The organism is Pseudarthrobacter sp. MDT1-56 (assembly GCF_059383555.1).
This window is the reverse complement of sequence record NZ_JBWZCK010000004.1, coordinates 266,630-283,753: the sequence shown is the minus strand read 5'-3', so window position 1 is coordinate 283,753 and position 17,124 is coordinate 266,630. Positions and strand designations below refer to the sequence as shown.

The 17,124-nt window shown below is 67.1% G+C and carries 17 protein-coding genes; 5 read left to right on the top strand and 12 right to left on the bottom strand.

Translation table 11 applies throughout. The features are described from left to right. Positions 1 to 35: 35 nt before the first annotated feature. A complete protein-coding gene (locus AC50YC_RS08035) occupies positions 36 to 1,352 on the top strand; it encodes an ATP-binding protein (RefSeq protein WP_494953017.1) in 1,317 nt (438 codons plus the stop codon). 45 nt (positions 1,353 to 1,397) lie between these two features. Here AC50YC_RS08035 and AC50YC_RS08030 read toward each other — a convergent pair whose 3' ends face one another. Beyond that, a complete protein-coding gene (locus AC50YC_RS08030; protein ID WP_494953016.1) occupies positions 1,398 to 2,093 on the bottom strand; it encodes an HD domain-containing protein in 696 nt (231 codons plus the stop codon). Between the two features lie 9 nt (positions 2,094 to 2,102). Continuing rightward, positions 2,103 to 2,999, bottom strand: coding sequence for a tRNA glutamyl-Q(34) synthetase GluQRS (gene gluQRS / locus AC50YC_RS08025; RefSeq protein ID WP_494953015.1), 897 nt, complete (start codon positions 2,997 to 2,999; stop codon positions 2,103 to 2,105). Positions 3,000 to 3,407: 408 nt separating this feature from the next. Between gluQRS and AC50YC_RS08020 the strand changes: the two genes are divergently transcribed. After that, the gene (locus AC50YC_RS08020) at positions 3,408 to 3,866 is read left to right on the top strand and encodes an Lrp/AsnC family transcriptional regulator (protein WP_494953072.1); all 459 of its coding nucleotides are present in this window, start codon (positions 3,408 to 3,410) and stop codon (positions 3,864 to 3,866) included. A gap of 18 nt (positions 3,867 to 3,884) precedes the next feature. Here the strand turns inward: AC50YC_RS08020 and AC50YC_RS08015 are convergent, their stop codons facing one another. Continuing rightward, positions 3,885 to 4,340 carry an Lrp/AsnC family transcriptional regulator gene (locus AC50YC_RS08015; RefSeq protein ID WP_494953014.1) on the bottom strand — a complete coding sequence of 152 codons (456 nt, stop codon included), beginning with the start codon at positions 4,338 to 4,340 and terminating at the stop codon, positions 3,885 to 3,887. A gap of 103 nt (positions 4,341 to 4,443) precedes the next feature. On the opposite strand from AC50YC_RS08015, the gene AC50YC_RS08010 reads away from it, so the two are divergent. Then, the gene (locus AC50YC_RS08010) at positions 4,444 to 5,094 is read left to right on the top strand and encodes a LysE family translocator (protein ID WP_494953013.1); all 651 of its coding nucleotides are present in this window, start codon (positions 4,444 to 4,446) and stop codon (positions 5,092 to 5,094) included. A 3-nt stretch (positions 5,095 to 5,097) separates the two neighbouring features. On the opposite strand, the gene AC50YC_RS08005 is transcribed toward AC50YC_RS08010, so the two are convergent. The 6 genes from AC50YC_RS08005 to AC50YC_RS07980 form a co-directional block, all read right to left on the bottom strand. After that, positions 5,098 to 5,463: a nuclear transport factor 2 family protein gene (locus AC50YC_RS08005; RefSeq protein WP_494953012.1), complete on the bottom strand. Its 366-nt coding sequence runs from the start codon at positions 5,461 to 5,463 to the stop codon at positions 5,098 to 5,100. Between the two features lie 71 nt (positions 5,464 to 5,534). Then, positions 5,535 to 6,521: a hypothetical protein gene (locus AC50YC_RS08000; RefSeq protein WP_494953011.1), complete on the bottom strand. Its 987-nt coding sequence runs from the start codon at positions 6,519 to 6,521 to the stop codon at positions 5,535 to 5,537. 38 nt (positions 6,522 to 6,559) lie between these two features. Continuing rightward, on the bottom strand, positions 6,560 to 7,060 hold the full coding sequence (locus AC50YC_RS07995) for a DUF456 domain-containing protein (RefSeq protein WP_494953010.1): 501 nt from the start codon (positions 7,058 to 7,060) through the stop codon (positions 6,560 to 6,562). 127 nt (positions 7,061 to 7,187) lie between these two features. Beyond that, the gene (locus tag AC50YC_RS07990) at positions 7,188 to 8,399 is read right to left on the bottom strand and encodes an NAD(P)-dependent malic enzyme (protein ID WP_494953009.1); all 1,212 of its coding nucleotides are present in this window, start codon (positions 8,397 to 8,399) and stop codon (positions 7,188 to 7,190) included. A 303-nt stretch (positions 8,400 to 8,702) separates the two neighbouring features. Then, complete coding sequence (locus tag AC50YC_RS07985; RefSeq protein WP_494953008.1) at positions 8,703 to 9,317, bottom strand: helix-turn-helix domain-containing protein; 615 nt, start codon at positions 9,315 to 9,317, stop codon at positions 8,703 to 8,705. Positions 9,318 to 9,478: 161 nt separating this feature from the next. Further along, on the bottom strand, positions 9,479 to 10,795 hold the full coding sequence (locus AC50YC_RS07980; RefSeq protein WP_494953007.1) for an MFS transporter: 1,317 nt from the start codon (positions 10,793 to 10,795) through the stop codon (positions 9,479 to 9,481). A gap of 109 nt (positions 10,796 to 10,904) precedes the next feature. Here AC50YC_RS07980 and rraA point away from each other — a divergent pair, with 109 nt between their 5' ends. After that, on the top strand, positions 10,905 to 11,381 hold the full coding sequence (rraA, locus tag AC50YC_RS07975) for a ribonuclease E activity regulator RraA (RefSeq protein ID WP_494953006.1): 477 nt from the start codon (positions 10,905 to 10,907) through the stop codon (positions 11,379 to 11,381). A gap of 185 nt (positions 11,382 to 11,566) precedes the next feature. Beyond that, a complete protein-coding gene (locus AC50YC_RS07970) occupies positions 11,567 to 13,018 on the top strand; it encodes a sugar porter family MFS transporter (protein WP_494953005.1) in 1,452 nt (483 codons plus the stop codon). Between the two features lie 90 nt (positions 13,019 to 13,108). On the opposite strand, the gene AC50YC_RS07965 is transcribed toward AC50YC_RS07970, so the two are convergent. The 3 genes from AC50YC_RS07965 to AC50YC_RS07955 are packed head-to-tail and all read right to left on the bottom strand — an operon-like array spanning position 13,109 to position 17,093. Beyond that, positions 13,109 to 14,266 (bottom strand): mannitol-1-phosphate 5-dehydrogenase, encoded by a 1,158-nt coding sequence (locus tag AC50YC_RS07965; protein WP_494953004.1) that lies wholly within the window; start codon positions 14,264 to 14,266, stop codon positions 13,109 to 13,111. Further along, positions 14,266 to 16,305, bottom strand: coding sequence for a PTS mannitol transporter subunit IICBA (locus AC50YC_RS07960; protein ID WP_494953003.1), 2,040 nt, complete (start codon positions 16,303 to 16,305; stop codon positions 14,266 to 14,268). Before AC50YC_RS07960 ends, AC50YC_RS07965 begins: the two co-directional genes overlap by 1 nt. Before the next feature lie 59 nt (positions 16,306 to 16,364). Continuing rightward, positions 16,365 to 17,093, bottom strand: a complete 729-nt coding sequence (locus AC50YC_RS07955) for a TetR/AcrR family transcriptional regulator (protein WP_494953002.1) — start codon at positions 17,091 to 17,093, stop codon at positions 16,365 to 16,367. Between the last annotated feature and the right edge of the window lie 31 nt (positions 17,094 to 17,124).

Sequence of the window (17,124 nt, the reverse complement as noted above, 5' to 3'; positions counted from 1 at the left end):
ACTGGCTCAGCGACGAACCACCCGGGAGACACCTCATGACCAACTGGCGAATCAGGGATTTCCATTCCGCCGATCTCGACGGCATCCTGCACCTCTGGGAGTCCCTCAAGGCCACCAACGTCGAGCCGGTCTACGCACTCTCCGAAGTGCTGGCCTCCTGCGAAAAGGACCACGCCGTCGTCGCAGTGCAGGGCGATCAGGTCGTGGGCGCCGCTGTCGGCCGCGCCGCCCACGACCAGGGCTGGATCGTCTTCCTGGCCACCCTTCCCGAGTACCGGGGCCGCGGGATCGGCACGTCCCTGCTGGCCGCCGTCGAGAACCGGATGGCGCCGCATGGGCTGAACAAGCTCTCCGCCCTCATGCCGGAATCCGAGACCCGGGTGGAGGCGTTCCTGGGCCGCGGCTTCGTGCTCAAGAAAAACCTGCGCTACTTCGAGCGGAAGATCCCGGTGCAGCGCCAGGAACTGGAACCCCTTAGCCAGCTCGGCGGCCGGATTTTGGCCCGCGACCTCTGGGAAAACGTTGCCGGCATGCGGAACGAGAAAGAGCTCCTGGAACGCCGTCTGGTCCTGCCGCTGGCCGAGGCCGACCTCGCCGACGAGTACGGTGTGGTGCCGCCGCGCGCGGTCGTCCTCTTCGGCCCTCCCGGCACGGGCAAAACCACCTTCGCGAAGGCGATAGCCTCCCGCCTCGAGTGGCCGTTCGTGGAGGTCTTCCCCTCACGGCTGGCCTCCGATCCCAAGGGCCTCGCGGGTGCACTGCGCGAGACCTTCCTGGAGATCGCCGAGCTGGAGCACGCAGTCGTTTTCATCGATGAGGTGGAGGAGATCGCTTCCCAGCGCTCCGGGGAACCGCCGTCGCCGCTGCAGGGGGTCACCAACGAACTTCTCAAGATCATCCCGGCCTTCCGCGAACAGCCCGGCCGGCTGCTGGTCTGCGCCACCAACTTCATCCGCGCCCTGGACACCGCGTTCCTGCGACACGGCCGTTTCGACTACGTCATCCCCATCGGCCTGCCCGACCGCCAGGCCCGCGAGGCCATGTGGCAGCGATTCATTCCCGCCGCGGTGGTGGACGATGTGGACGTGGAGCTGCTGGTGGACCGGACCGAGGGGTTCTCCCCCGCGGACATCGAGTACGCGGCCCGGAGCGCGTCCCAGCGTGCGCTGGAGAAGGCGGTGTACGACGACGGCGGGCTGGCTTCCAGCGGCAGCGCCGCCCTCCGCGACGCGGTCCGCAAGGGCCCCGCGACACAAGACTACCTGGACGCGATCGCGGACACCCGGACCACGGTCAGTGATGAGGTCCATCAGCAGTTCCTCGAGGACATCGACGCCCTGGGCCGGGTCTAACGCCTGGGTTCGGAGCATTCACGCACCGAATTCCCGGCGGAAGGCTCAGTCCCGGCTCGGCTCGGACTCGGGGGACGCGGCCGCGGTCTCGCTGGGTCCGGCCGCGGGCTCCGCTTCGGACGATTTGCCCTCCGTGGCTTCCTCGTAGGAGAGGTTCTCGTAGTCGGTGTCGTCCGCCTCGTCGAGCAGATCGTCGAGTTCCTCCAGCAGCCACGGGTTGATCCGGGCCAGGATCTTCCGCGTTTCCTCCACCGGCACGGCAGCGTAGAGCACCGGGCGGGCCTCGTTGTAGCGGGTGACCGGCGGCTTGTCCGGCCATTTCTCGGCCAGCGCCCTGACGCGCTCCGGCAGGGAATTGTGCGCGTTGTCCGCGATTTTCACCAAGGTTGCGTCGTGGTCCTCGGCGATATAGCGGATGCCGGCCTGATAGTCGTCCGGGTTCTCGTGCAGGCGCTTGGTGACGCGCTCGATGATGTCCGCGGCGCGCTCGGTGACTCCCATGTCCAGCAGCGCCTGCCGCGTCATCGGGGTGTCCTCGGCGATGTCGTGCAGGTAGCCGGCAATCCTGATGTCGTCGTCGAAGTCCGCCAGGGCATCCCCGACGGCGATCACATGCTCGCGGTAGGGCCGCTTGAGCTTGTCCTTCTGCCGGTTGTGGGCCACCTCGGCGAGGATCTTTGCTGTCTCGACGGTAAAACTCGGCTGCGGGCTGCGCGCTTCCCTGAACTCTGGTTCTGACATGCTTCCAGCCTACGCGTCCGGTCTGGCCATCCCGGGCCAGATCCACGGCTCCCGCGGCAGCGCGGCGGGGTCAAAAACGGCCAGCGCCAGCTCCAGCGGCCCGGCCGGCAGCCCGAGCGACGCCAACAGCGCGTTCCGCACCACTTCCAGGGGCACGCCGGCGGCCGAGAGATCCGTGAGCGTAACAGCACCGTCGCGCTTGGCCAGCCGGGCGCCGTCGGCGTTCAGCACCAGCGGAACATGCGCATATTCCGGGACAGGCATATTCAGAAGCGACGCAAGGTATGCCTGCCGGGGCGTGGAGGGCAGCAGGTCATCGCCGCGGACCACCTGGTCGATGCCCTGGGCGGCGTCGTCCACCACTACGGCGAGGTTGTAGGCCGTCACGCCGTCGTTGCGGCGCAGCACAAAGTCATCGACTGCGCCGGTGTAGCTGCCGTGCAGCACGTCCTGCACTGTCCCCGCGGTCACGGTGGACTTGAGCCGGACCGCCGCGGGACGGACGGCGCGCTTGGCCGCGCGTGCCGCCTCGGACAGGTTCCGGCAGGTGCCCGGGTAGGCTCCCTGCGGAGCGTGCGGCGCGGACGGTGCCTCCTGGATTTCGCGGCGGGTGCAGAAGCAATCGTAGGTCAGGCCCGCCGCGGTCAGCCCGGCGATCGCCGCGGTGTAGAGGGGCTCGCGGTCGGTCTGTCGGACGACGCCGCCGTCCCACGTGATACCGATCGCGGCGAGGTCCCGGAGCTGCTCCGCCTCGGCGCCGGCCCGGGCCCTGTCCAGGTCCTCGACCCGCATCAGGAACCGCCGGCCGGTGGACCGTGCGAAGAGCCAAGCGAGGAGGGCCGTGCGGAGGTTGCCAACGTGCAGTTCGCCGGAGGGGCTGGGGGCGAAACGGCCGGCAGAAGTCATGGCACCAGCCTATGCGCAGGCGTCACCCCAGCCGGCCTGACAGCGACAGAAACACAAGAGCCCCTCAGCTACCGATGACTTCGGGAAAACCGACGTCGGTGGCTCAGGGGCTCTTGCCGTGCCGGGCTCGGGGCGTTGCTCCGGGCCATGGCACTGCGAATGCGGAGATTGGTGCGGAAAGACGATGGTGTGAACAAGAGTCAGTCAGCGGGCGGGTTCCTTGCGGGAAGCCTCATCCAAGGTCCGGGTGGTGTGCCGGGGTACTTGTAGCCTGTGGGATCCGGCGGTGGCCTTCGTCCCTTCGTTGTCACTATTTCAACAGAAGTCCTACAGTTGGTGCAACGGCCCCCGCTTGCACTGGTCAATCTGATCAACTCTGGCCGGGACAAAGAACAGGAAGTGGTCACTTTGCAGGAACTCGACGCGACCGACCGGCGAATCCTCCTCGCCCTCGACCAGGATCCCCGGCTGCCCATCATGGTGCTGGCCCAGAAGCTGGGGCTGGCCCGCGGCACCGTGCAGTCCCGCCTGGAGCGGATGACGGCGTCGGGCGCGCTCCGGCCGAACAGCAGCCGGGTGGTGCCCTCCGCGCTGGGCCGCGGCGTGGCGGCGTCGGTCAGCGCCGAGCTGGACCAGAGCCACCTCAACGAGGCGATCGCTGCGCTGCGGAACATTCCGGAAGTGCTGGAATGCCACGCCCCGGCCGGCGAGACGGACCTGCTGATCCGGGTCGTAGCGAAAAGCCCGGACGACCTGTACCGCGTCTCCGAGGAAATCCGGCTCTGCCCCGGGATCGTGCGGACCTCCACCAGCATGTTCCTGCGCGAAGTCATCCCTTACCGGACCACGGGACTGCTGGGCAGCTGAGCGTCCAGCGTCTTCGGACTAGACGGGCGGACCGGTGTTGGATTTGAGGTTCTTCATCACCAGCGTCGACGTCAGCCGTTCGACGCCGGGCAGCGACGTAAGCTCGCTGTCGTAGAAGCGCTGGTAGGCGGGCAGGTCCTCGGCGATGACCTTCAGCAGGTAGTCGGGGGAACCGAACAGCCGCTGCGCCTCCACGATATTCGGGTTGTCCGCCACGCGGTTCTCGAAGATCTCCATCGTTGCCCGGTCCACCTGCCGCAGCGTGACGAAGACGATCGCCTCGAACCCGAGCCCCACGGCGGACGGGTCGATGTCCGCCCGGTAGCCGCGAATGACGCCGGAGGCCTCCAGGTCGCGGAGCCTCCGGTGGCAGGGCGCCACGGTCAAACCCACCTTGGCCGCGAGCGCCGTCGCCGTCATGCGCCCGTCCTCTTTGAGGTAGCGCAAAATACTTCTGTCCAAGTGGTCAATCACGCAATAATCGTACCGCTAGGCGGCATTTCACCGCGAAAAGAGGGAACACTTCCGCCGGATATTTTTCTAGACTTTTCCTGTACCGAAATGTCAGGAGACCGCCATGAATCCCCAGCTCTTCCTCGCCTTCTTGCTGGTCGCCGGCGCCCTGGCCTGCACGCCGGGGGTGGACTGGGCATATTCCATCACCGCCGGCCTGAAGCAGCGCAGCTTCGTGCCGGCCGTGGCGGGACTCTGCGGGGGCTACCTGCTGCACACGGTGCTCCTGGTGGCGGGGCTGGCAGCCCTGCTCACCGGGGTCCCCGGCATGCTGGGATGGCTGACGGTGGCCGGCGCGGCCTATCTCCTCTGCCTCGGGCTGACGACCATCCGGACCTGGCGCGGCGCGAGTTTCGGCAGCGCAGGGGTGCGGGCACCGGCGAACCAGTTCCGGACCTTCCTGCAGGGCATGGGAACCAGCGGCATCAACCCCAAGGGCCTGCTGTTCTATGTGGCCCTGGTGCCGCAGTTTGTCAGTCCCGAGGCGTCCCTGCCGGTGCCGGTGCAGTCCGGCCTCCTCGGCCTGACGTTTGTTCTCCTGGTCGCCGTGGTCTACAGCTGCGTTGCCTTGCTGGCACGCAGACTGCTGCACTCCCGGCCGGGAGCGGCGCGGAAAGTGACGCTCGCCAGCGGCATCATCATGGTGGCGCTGGGCGCCGTCCTGCTGTCCGAGCAGCTGGTGCCGCTCCTGGGCCAGGCCCTGTCCCGCGGCTGAACCTCAGCCGGCCACCGGGCGCGGCATGTACCACTCCGTGAACGCTGTGGCGCGCCCGTCGCCCGTGAGCTGGATGATCCAGAGGTTGTCGTAACTCCGGCTGTCGCCGCGGTAGTCGGTGCGGCCCTGCACGAAGGCCCTTCCGCCGTCGACACCGAGGAGTTTCCACTCGAATGTCCAGTCCCCCGGCTCATCATGGCTGGCGATCCAGCGCTCCACGATTTGCTCGCGCCCGGACCACGCTTCGGGATCATCCGGGCGGGTGGAGTAGACGGCGTCCTCTGTGAACAGCGCCCTGATGTCCTCCGGCTCATTCGACGTCCAGGCCGTGATGTAGTGCTGCATCCAGCGCGCTGCGGCATCCCTCATCCCTCGGTTGTACCCCTGCTTTCCGGAGCCCGCAAGGGTCATTGATCCGCTGCGGAACCCCTGGACCTGCTTCAGTCGTCGGACCGGCCGTATTCGCGGTCCCAGAGCTCATGCAGTTCCGCGTCCTTGCGGATAGCCCGGACCGTCTCCAGATCGGCGGGCTGGCGGTGCTGCCACTCCAGCCGGTTCAGCGCCTTCCGCCCGTTGTCCAGCAGCAGGAGCGCCCGGTCCGTCAGGGCATCGCTGCGGAGCGTGAAGTCGGTACCGCGCCGGCGCACGACCTCCTGCAGGGCGGCCTGGGCGGCCGCATTGGCACCAAGTTTCCGCAACGAGCGTGCCCGGACCAGCAGCAGTGCCGCCGAAAGGTCATCCCCGTTGAGCAGTCCGTCAGTGTCAGCCACCACGTCCTCGTGCCGTCCCAGCGCGGCGGCCAGCGAGCACCGTGCCAGCGCCATGGGCAACGACGGCGGGAGCCCGGTCAGCGCCGCAAGGGCAGCCTCCCTCTGGCCGGTCTCGCGCAACGAGTGGGACAGCGCCAGAAACACGCCCTCCTCGCTGAAGAGGACCGGAACATCGACCCGCTCTGCCACCGACACCCGGGTGATGACACGTGCCAGGTAGGTGGAGGCGTAGCGGTTCGCGTCGTCGTCGTTCCTGGTCAGCATCCCGCGCTGGAGCAGTTCGGCGGCGCGCAGGTGGCCGCCGTGGCTGTGGCTCTGCAGCCCAGCCATCAGGTAGCACAATCCGGCCCACCCGGGGTAGGTGTGCGCCAGGGCGATCAGCCGGTTGGGGTCGGGGCTGCCGAAGATGGCGGCGTGCACGGCCTTCGCCGCCTGGCCCGGTGCCCTGCCGCCCGCTTTGCCGAGCCGGGGCGCGCCGCCCTCCACGGGCAAGGTGCCGCGGATCCGACCTGCCAGGACTCCGGATACCGCCCCGCCCACGCCCTCGGCGAGGCCGCGGACCGGCGTCCGGATGACCGGCGTCCGGAACGGCGCCAGGTCGCGCTGGTCACGGTACAGGGCTGGGCGGGGTGCGGATTCAGCTGGTCCGGCGCTCATACATCCATGCTAGTTGGCTGCGGGCGGCCGACGGCAGACTAGGCCGCGGCCGAAACCCACAGGCCGATCACCCACGTGCTGCCGGCAAGGCAGGCGAGCCCGAACTCCACGATCATTCCCAGCCCGGTGGCCTTCAAGGCGGCCCAGCTCGATGCCACGGCGGTGCCGAAAGTGCGCGTCCGGTGCAGTTCGCTCAGCAGCAGGCCGGCGGCGAAGCCGACGAACAGGCCCACCACCGGGATGATGAACATTCCCACGACACCAAAGACCAGCCCGGCCACGACCGAGCGGCTGGGAATTTTGTGCTGTTTGAGTTTCCGGCCGGTCAGGACCGCGCTGGCGGCCATTCCGGCCAGGACGAAGACCATGCCGATCCCGAACACCACCCAGCCCGTGGTTCCGGCGCCGCCCCAGATGGCCCAGGCCAGCAGGCTCAGTCCGATCAGGATGCTGCCGGGCAGTACGGGGATGACGGTACCGGCCACGCCCACCAGGATGGCGAGGCCGCATAGGATCGTCACAACAGTCTCGGGGTTCATCGCCCCAGTCTATGGCGCGAGGGCCGATGGTTCCGGCCCGCCCGGGCGGCCCCGGCCACCACAAATGACGACGACGACGCCGCATCCCCCAAGGAAGCGCCGCCGTCGTCGTCTGTAGAGCTGTGGGCTACTCGGCTTCAACCGCCGCGGCGACAGCGGCGGAGACCGCCGGTGCCACCCTCGGGTCCAGCGGGCTGGGGACGATGTAGTCGGCGGAAAGGTCCTCGTCGGCCAGCGCGGCGATGGCGCGGGCCGCAGCCAGCTTCATGGCCGGCGTGATCCGGCGTGCGCCGGCGTCGAGTGCTCCGCGGAAGATGCCGGGGAACGCGAGGACGTTGTTGATCTGGTTCGGGAAGTCGCTGCGGCCCGTTGCGACGACGGCCGCGTACCGGCGTGCCACCTCCGGCAGGACTTCCGGATCCGGGTTCGACAGGGCGAACACGATCGAGTCCTGGCTCATGAGCTTGAGGTGTTCCTCCTCCAGCTTGGAGGAAGAGACCCCGATGAACACGTCGGCGTCCAGCAGAGCGTCGGCGGGTCCGCCGGAGACGCCGCGCGGGTTGCCGCTCTTGGCCAGCTGGGCTTTCTTGCTGGCGGGATCGGCAGCGATGTCCGCACGCTCGCTGTTGATGACACCGCGGGAGTCCAGCAGCACAACGTCGCTGATCCCGGCCGTGAGCAGCATCTGCGCGACGGCGATCCCGGCGGCGCCGGCCCCCGAAACGACAACGCGCAGCTTCTCGAGTCCGCGTCCGGTCACCTTGGCCGCGCCGGTCAGTGCCGCGAGGACGACGACGGCGGTGCCGTGCTGGTCATCGTGCATAACGGGGCAGTCGAGGGCCTCGATGAGCTTCTCCTCGAGTTCGAAGCAGCGCGGCGCAGAGACGTCCTCCAGATTGACGGCGCCGAAGCTCGGGCGCAGCCGGACGAGGGTCTCCACGATCTCGTCGACGTTGGTGGTGTTGAGCACCAGCGGGATGGAGTCGAGCTCGCCGAAAGCCTTGAACAAGGCTGACTTGCCCTCCATCACGGGCAGCGAGGCGCTGGCGCCGATGTCGCCGAGGCCGAGGACCGCCGTGCCGTCGCTGACGACGACTACGAGGCGCTGGGCCCAGGTGAGGGTCTTGGCGAGCTCCGGGTTGGCCGCAATGGCGCGGCTGACCTGGGCGACGCCGGGCGTATAGGCAATGGACAGGTCGCGCTTGCTGGCGAGCGGCACGGTGCTGGAAATTGAAAGCTTGCCGCCCTGGTGGGAGGCGAAAATTTCCTCGTCGCTGAGCGCTGCTACGGGCTCTTCGGGGGACGTGGCGTCGGTGGGGCTAATCGTTTCAGTGGACACTTCGTTGTCTCCTGGGGCTCACCGTGGGCGTACGGCACATGGAAGCTCAAGCACAGGGATGCTCAAGATGGTCTGGGGAACGTCGGCAGCAACCCAGGGTTGGTGGGTCTGCGGTGAAGCTCCGGGGTACTGCAGGCGGCTGGGCCGCTCCGGTTCTGCAATGGTAAACAAAACGGGACGGCCGCGAGTTGTCACGCGACACACTCCGCCGATTGGTGAAACGTTTAACCGCGCGTATTTGGGGTCAGGATCACGAAAAAGTGCCTCTACCGCCCAGTAAATTGTCAGATTGGTCTAGACCAGTTACGCCGTCCGGCAGCTGCATGTCAGCAGGAAACATGCCTTCTTGAGGTCTTCCTCAGCTTCGAAGAGGGAAAGACGCCGGCAGCGGACGGAGTGGACCAGTCCAGTGACGGTCAGCAGCAGGACCCGGGCGATGGCGGCGTCGCCGCTCACGGCAGTGACTGCCTTCTCGGCCGTGGCGTCGATCTCCCGGAGCAGCTTCGTGATGTCCGTGTCCGTCGTGTAGACGGCCCTGCTCAGGCACTGCTCCACGGCAGGCTGCATGAGGCGCATGTGGAAAATTTCCATTACGACGCCGGCCAGCGCGTGGGCCGGCACGTCGCCCCTGCCAGCGGTTGCGGTAGCTCTTGAAGCGGCCGGGGAGCTGGCGGCGTGCAGTTCCGCCATCTGCTTGCGGTACAGGGCCAGCACCAGGTGGGTCGCGGAGGGGAAGTACCGGTACAGGGTGCCCAGCGGAACATCGGCCTTGGCTGCGACTTCGGAGAGGACCACTGAGTCCAGACCCTTGCGGGCGAACCCGGCGGCGACGTCGAGGATCCGGGTGTAGCGGAGCCGTTGCCGGGGCAGGGTGGGCGGAGGGGGCATCGGTGGAAGTTCTGAGTGATATTCAGGCATCAGCAGCGTTCCGGGGTCGGTTTTCTCGGCAACCGGGAGGGACCCCCACAGCGCTGCCGCGGCAATTCCCGTCCACTATACGCGACGCGCCCGGTCCGAAAGCCAGTCACAAAGCGGGCCGGTGATGCCCGGCCGGAGCCACCCCAGGGGCGGGTCCTGGCCTAGTCGACGCCCTTGATTTTGACCACAAACACAGCCCCCAGCAACCCGATCACCGCGGCCGCCACGTATAGCGAAACGTAGCCTCCCCACAGCGTCACGAAGGGGAAAGCGATCAGCGGTGCGAGCACCTGGGGCAGCGAATTGGCGACGTTGAGGACGCCCAGGTCCTTTCCGCGGCTCAGTGACGTCGGAAGCACCTGGGTGATAAGGGCGAAATCCACCGCCAGGTAGCAGCCGAAGCCGATCCCCAGCACCGAGGCGCCCAGCAGCGCCCCGGTCCAGTTCGGCGCGAACGCCAGGATCAGCGAGGCCGCCGCGATGATGACCGAGGAGATGATTACGAGCGGCTTCCGCTTCCCCATCCGGTCGCTCAGCCGGCCGCCGAGGACACTGGTGACCATCACCATCACCGCGTAGAGGCCGGTCAGGATCAGTACGCCGAACTCCGGTGCGATGCCCTGAGTCTCCTCAAGATGGACGGCGTCCTTGAGGAAGAAGAGCAGGTACAGGGTGACCATGTGATTGCCGATATTCACCAGGAGCCGGGTCAGCCAGGCCCAGGCGAAGTCCGGGTAGAGCACGGGGGAAATCCAAAAACCCTTGGCGAAGCCGGCCAGGCTGAACGGCGGGCGTGCCCCCGCGGGGAGCGGGACGTCGTCGTTCTTGAAGAAATACAGCACGACGCCGGCGAGCAGCGCCACCGCGCAGACCAGATAGCCGACGGCGAAATTTCCGGTGACAGCAGCGGCGATCACCGCCCCAATCAGGATGCCGACCGTCTGGCCCATGGCGGCCAGGCCCCCCACGGTGGCGCGCTGGACCACGGGCACACGGTCCGGGATGGCCGCCGTAACGGCGGCATAGGCCCCGTTGCAGCCGGCCTGCACGAGACACCAGAGCAGCGCCATGATGGCAACGTTCGGCGCTCCGGCGAGCGCGATCAGGGCCGCGGCGCCGAGGATGGCCCCGAAAAGGACCCAGGGCACCCGGCGGCCCAGGCGCGAGGTGGTGCGGTCGCTGAACGCACCGAACAAGGGGTTGGCCACGAGGGAGACCGCCGCTCCGGCTCCGGTCACGAGGGCGAGGATGGCCTCCTTGTCAGCTTCGCTGAAAGCGGCGGCCTGCTGGCCGAGGAGAACCTGGAGCGGGCCGAAGAAGGCCGCGTTGATGCCCACGTTGACGAGGACGACGCCGGTGACCCAGACGGGGCGGACTGCCCGTCCGGGTTCGGCGAGTGCGAGCGCCGATGAGCTTCCCCCGGTGAGGCTGCCGCGGGCTGGGTCCGGCGCTGCTCCGGACAGATCGGACAGGCTCATGTAATTCGGTTCCCCCCCGGAAGCTGCTGACGCACGCTGAAGATCAGTGCGAAGCCAGACTATCGTGGGGATCACGTTCCGCCCCCTATTTCCAGCACGAGGAGAACCGATGGCAGCATCCGACGTTAATACCGCCGATCTCTACGACGAGCGGGGGGAGGAACTCGACTCCGTGGCCCTGCAGTTCCAGTCGCTCGGGGGCCACACGCACTTCCGCGGCCCTCTCCGGACGATCCGCTGCTTCCAGGACAATGCGCTGGTCAAGTCCACCCTCGCAACCCCCGGGGACGGCGCCGTGCTGGTGGTGGACGGTGGCGGCTCACTGCGCACGGCCCTGATGGGGGACCTGATCGCGGCGAGCGCCGTCTCGAACGGCTGGGCCGGCGTCGTCATTAACGGTGCCATCCGCGACCGGACCGCCATTGCGGGGCTGCCGCTCGGAGTGAAGGCGCTGGGCAGCAACCCGCGCAAGAGCGCCAAGGCAGGGGCCGGCGAGAGCGACGTGGAACTGGAAATCGACGGCGTCGTCTTCCGGCCCGGTGCAATGATCTGGTGCGATCCGGACGGGATCCTGGTCGAGCGCTAAGCCGCGCTCCGGACGGTCAGTGCGTCACGGCAGGAGGCGCTCGACGGCGGCACCCGCCCGCGGTGCCGCCAAAGTGTATGTTTCCTCTCACTTTTTTAGTCCTGTGACATGCACCGCTCTGGCTCCGATGTAAGACTTGGTAGCTGCGGCGCAGGCCGCGGAACGCGAAATGCCGAGGGAGCCAGATGACAACCACCCAAGACCAGACCGCAGCCAAGATCCCCCAGCGGGTCATTTGGCTGGCCGTGGCGGGCGCCGTGGGCGGCTTCCTCTTCGGCTTCGACTCCTCAGTGGTCAATGGTGCAGTCGACGCCATCAAGGACGAGTTCGCGCTCAGCGAGGCCGTGACCGGCTTCGCCGTTGCCGTGGCCCTCCTCGGCTGCGCGGCGGGTGCCTACCTGGCCGGCAAGGTCGCCGACCGCTACGGGCGCATCCCGGCCATGAAGATCGGCGCACTGCTGTTCCTGGTCAGTGCCATCGGAACGGGCTTCGCCTTCAGCGTGTGGGACCTCATCTTCTGGCGCCTCGTCGGCGGCCTGGGCATTGGCCTGGCCTCTGTGATCGCCCCGGCCTACATCTCCGAGATCTCCCCGCGCCACGTCCGCGGCCGACTGGCGTCGCTCCAGCAGCTCGCCATCACCACGGGTATCTTCGCCGCCCTGCTCTCGGACGCCCTGTTCGCGAACTTCGCCGGCGGCGCCGGCCAGGACCTCTGGTTCGGTATTGAGGCCTGGCGCTGGATGTTCCTCGCCGGCGCCGTACCCGCCGTCGTCTACGGCTGGATCGCCTACACACTCCCCGAGTCGCCGCGGTTCCTGGTCTTCCAGGGCAAGGACGAGGAAGCCCTGAAAATCTTCCAGTCCATCGCGCCGGACGAGGACACGGACCGCCACCTGCGCGACATCAAAAAGGCCATCGAGGAAGACAAGGTCGCAGGCCAGAAGGGCTCCCTGCGCGGCAAGGCGTTCGGACTGCAGCCCGTGGTGTGGATTGGCATCATCCTGTCGGTGCTGCAGCAGTTCGTCGGCATCAACGTGATCTTCTACTACTCCACCACCCTGTGGAAAGCCGTCGGATTCCAGGAGAAGGACTCCCTGACGATCTCCGTGGCCACGGCCATCACGAACATCCTGGTGACCCTCGTGGCGATCGCCCTGGTGGACCGGATCGGCCGCCGGCCCATCATGCTGGCCGGTTCCATCGGCATGGCCGTCTCATTGGGCACCATGGCCCTCGCCTTCGGGTCCGCCACCGGAACCGGCGATGCGATTTCGCTGCCCGGCGCCTGGGGCCCGGCAGCACTGGTGGCCGCCAACGTCTTCGTGATCAGCTTCGGCGCCTCCTGGGGCCCGCTCGTCTGGGTGCTGCTGGGCGAGATTTTCCCGTCCCGGATCCGCGCCCGCGCCCTGGGCCTCGCCGCGGCCGCCCAGTGGATCGCCAACTTCGCCATCACCCTGAGCTTCCCGGTGATGGCGGCGGCCTCCCTGCCCCTGACGTACGCCATGTACGCGATGTTCGCGGCGGCGTCGTTCTTCTTCGTGAAGTTCAAGGTGCCGGAGACCAACGGAATGTCCCTCGAGCACGCCGAGACCCTCTTCGTCCCGAAGGGCTCCGCGAAGGATTCGGTCAAGGCCTGACACCGTCCCGCCCGCCGGTTGCCCTATCACTCCTGGCTGCTAAAACCGGCGGATGGGCACCAAAAGTGATAGGGCAACGGGGGGAACGGACTAGATTGCGTCCTTCGCGTCCTTGGCGTCCTCGACGAGAGCGGAGACGGCCGGGAACAGCGGGTGGTCCGGGTCCAGGCCCGTGATCTTCGCGGTTGCCTCGTCAGCGCTGGAGGATGCCAGGATCTGCCTGAGCTCCACGGCCTCGGCGTCGGCCGGGTCGTTGAAGCGCAGGGCTGCGGCGATCGCACCGAGCAGGGCCTCCGGCACGATGCCGCGTTCGGCCAGCTCCGCCGCCGGACCGATGAAGCGTTCGTGCCGGCTGAGCTTGCGCAATGGCGCCCGGCCCACCCGGTTCACGGTGTCCGGCAGGTGCGGGTTGGAGAATCGGCCCAGAATTTTCTGGACGTAGGCCTCCTGCTCGTCACGGTTGAAGCCGTGCTTGGCCACCAGCAGCTCTTTGGTTTCGTCCAGGACGGCGCGCACGTCGGCGGCGACGTCCTGGTCGGCCATGGCCTCGGAAATCTTCCCGAGCCCGGCCTCGAACCCGAAATAGGCGGCCGCGGCGTGGCCGGTGTTCACCGTGAACAGTTTCCGCTCGATGTACGGCTCCAGATTGTCCACGAACGTGGCACCCGGAATGACCGGCGCCGCATCACCGAACGGTGTCCGGTCGATGACCCATTCGTAGAAGGTCTCCACCGTGACATCCAGGCCCTGCCCGGCCTCCTGGTTGGGCACGATCCGGTCCACCGCCGTGTTCGCGAACACGGCGGCAGCGTCGAGGGACCCCGCGGCAGAATCCCACTGCGCCGACACCTCGGACTTCAGGATGTCCGTTGCATTGATGGCGTTCTCACAGGCCATCACCTGCAGCGGAGCGAGCCCGGCAACCCTGGCAGCGATCCCCTTGGCGATCACCGGGGCCACGAATTTGAGGATATGCGGCCCCACCGCTGTGGTGACCACGTCCGCCGTCGCAATCTCCGCGATGACGTCGGCCTCCTGGCTGCCGGAGTTCAGCGCGCGGAAGTTCTCCACGGTGCGGACGGTGGGGTGCTCCCCCACCTCGTGGACCCGGTAGTTGTCTGCGGCGGCCAGCTGGGCGATCAGGTCCTCCGCGACATCCGCGAACGCCACCTCGTACCCCGCCTCGTGCAGCAGCAGCCCCACGAATCCGCGCCCAATGTTTCCGGCCCCGAAATGAACAGCTTTCACTATGAATTGACCTTTCCGAACAGGTCCAGGACTTCCTCGACCGTGGTGGCCGCCTCAAGCTGTGCCACCTGGGCCTTGTTGGTAAAGACCTTGGCGATGGAGGACAGGATGTGCAGGTGCTCGTTGTTGATGCCGGCGACGCCAACGACGAACTTCACTTCCTTGCCGTTCCAGTCGATGCCGTTCGGGTAGCGGACCACGGAGACCGCGGATTTCATGATGTGGTCCTTGGCGGCGTTGGTGCCGTGCGGAATGGCGAGGTAGCTGCCCATGTAGGTGGACACGGATTCCTCGCGTTCGTGCATGGCGTCCAGGTAGCCGGCGTCGACGGCGCCGCGGTCCAGCAGGAGCCGGCCGGCCTCGTCGATGGCGGCGTCGCGGGTGGTGGCTGTGCCGTTGAGGACAACGCTTTCCGCCACGAGGATCCCGGCAGGGCCGGTTTCCTCAGGAGCTTCCAGCGTTTCGACGACGGCACCCCCCGTCACGACGGCACCCCCGGCCGCGGGAGTTCCGGCGTCGGCACCTCCGTGGTTGCTGTGCTGGACCAGATCCACGATCTCGTCATAGCGCGGGCTGTTCATGAAGTTGTCTACCGAGAAATGCACCGCGCTGGAGGTCGCGCGCCGCGCGCGGTCAGTGAGGTCCTGGTGTGTGATGACCACATCGAAGCTGTCGGTGAGGTTTGCGATGGCCGCGTTGGTGACCTTGACGTCCGGGAAGCCGGCCGCCTTGATCTTGTTGCGCAGCACCGAGGCGCCCATGGCGCTGGACCCCATCCCGGCGTCGCACGCGAAGACGATGTCCTTGATGGGACCGGCCATGACGGCGACGCCGCCGGCACCTCTGCCCGCGGCACTGCCTGCACCCACCAGCACGGAGGAAACGGAGCTTTTCTTGCCCTTCATGGCCTCCATCTGCGAGGTGGCGGCGCTGAGGCTGTCCTCCTCGGTTTCACCCACGGGCGTCTTGCTGGCCTTCAGGATGACCGAAGCGATCAGGAAAGAGACCGTGGTGGCGAGCAGCACCGAGAGGACCACGCCGATGTAGCTGTCCCGTGCGGTCTGGGCGAGCACCGCGATGATGGACCCCGGGGCCGCCGGGGCCACCAGGCCGGAGTTGGTGATGGCCAGGGTCGCCACGCCGGTCATGCCGCCGCCGATCGCGGCGAGGATGAGGACGGGCTTCATCAGCACGTAAGGGAAGTAGATCTCGTGGATACCGCCGAAGAAGTGGATGATCGCGGCACCGGGGGCCGAGGCCTTGGCCAGGCCCTTCCCGAAGAACATGTAGGCGAGCAGGATACCCAGGCCCGGGCCCGGATTGGCCTCCAGCAGGAACAGGATGGACTTGCCCTGTTCCAGTGACTGCTGGATGCCCAGCGGCGTCAGGACGCCGTGGTTGATGGCGTTGTTCAGGAACAGGACCTTGGCCGGTTCGATGAAGATGCTGGTGAGGGGCAGCAGGCCGTTGTTCACCAGGAACTGGACCACGTTGCCCGCGCCCGTGCTGAAGGCCGTGACCAGCGGGGAGATTCCGTAGAATCCGAGCATCGCCAGCAGCGAACCCCAGATGCCGGCGGCGAAGTTGTTCACCAGCATCTCAAAGCCGGGCCGGATCTTGCCGTCCCAGAGCGAGTCGATTTTCTTCATGGTCCAGCCGCCGAGCGGGCCCATGATCATGGCGCCGATGAACATCGGGATCCCGGCACCGACAATCACGCCCATGGTGCCGATGGCGCCGACCACGCCGCCGCGGACGTCATAGACCATCCGGCCGCCGGTGTAGGCGATCAGGAGAGGCAGCAGGTAGGTGATCATGGGACCCACAAGGCCCGTGTTCGGCACTCCCTCCGCGTTGGTGCCGAAGCCGCCGAGCTGCGGGACTGGGATCCAGCCCTTCTCGATGAACAGCGCCGTAATGATGCCCCAGGCGATGAAAGCGCCGATGTTGGGCATGATCATTCCGGACAGGAACGTCCCGAACTTCTGGACGCCTACCCGCACGCTGGTACGGGGTTTCGCAACTGTCTCTGTTGCCATGTGATTTCCTAACCGTCATTCCTGCTGCACCGCAGGATGGTCCGATGATTTCGCGAAAGCTAGCTGGTGGAGCTGGTTGAGATCCGGTGGAGCCATTCGAGGAAGAGCTTGAGTTCCGAGCTGGAGAGCTGGTCCGAGTGCGATGCCTGCAGTGCCGCGTTCAGGGCTATCGCCGCCACAACCACCGACGATTTCCCGGACGCTTCAGGGGCGCTGATTTTCGCCTGTTCCGAGGACACCGCAAAGATCATGGCGTCGCGGGTCATGGCGGACAGCTCGAGGTTGCGCTCGGGCGCCTTTTCCGTGATCAGCATGAGAGTCACCCCGACGTTGGCAGCAAGGATGCTCCTGGCTGCTTCCCGCGGAGGGACGTTTAGTTGGCCGGCGACGGCGGCCTTGTTCAGCATTTCCTCCATCAGGCCCTCGGCGTCAGCGACGACGGCCGGGCGGCTTTCCGGGCGAATATTGCCAAACATGACCAGGTACAGTTCCGGCTGTTTGAGCCCGAACAGCACGTGGTTGTCCCACATCCGCCGGATATCTTCCAGTGGATGTCCTGACGGTGCGAAGTCGCGTTCGCCCGCCACGTACTCCTCAAAACCTGCCGCGACGACCGCGTCGAACAGCCCTTCTTTGTCGCCGAAATGGTGATAAAGGGTGGGCGCCGTGACTCCGGCCAACTGGGTGATCTGGCGGGTGGAAACCGCACCCCCGGCGGAGTTGGCCAGCAACTCAGCGGCCGCACGCAGCAGCCGCGTCTTCGGCGGAAGCTGGCCATCGAAACTCATAACCGCTACCCTAGCACCTATAGCAACGCTA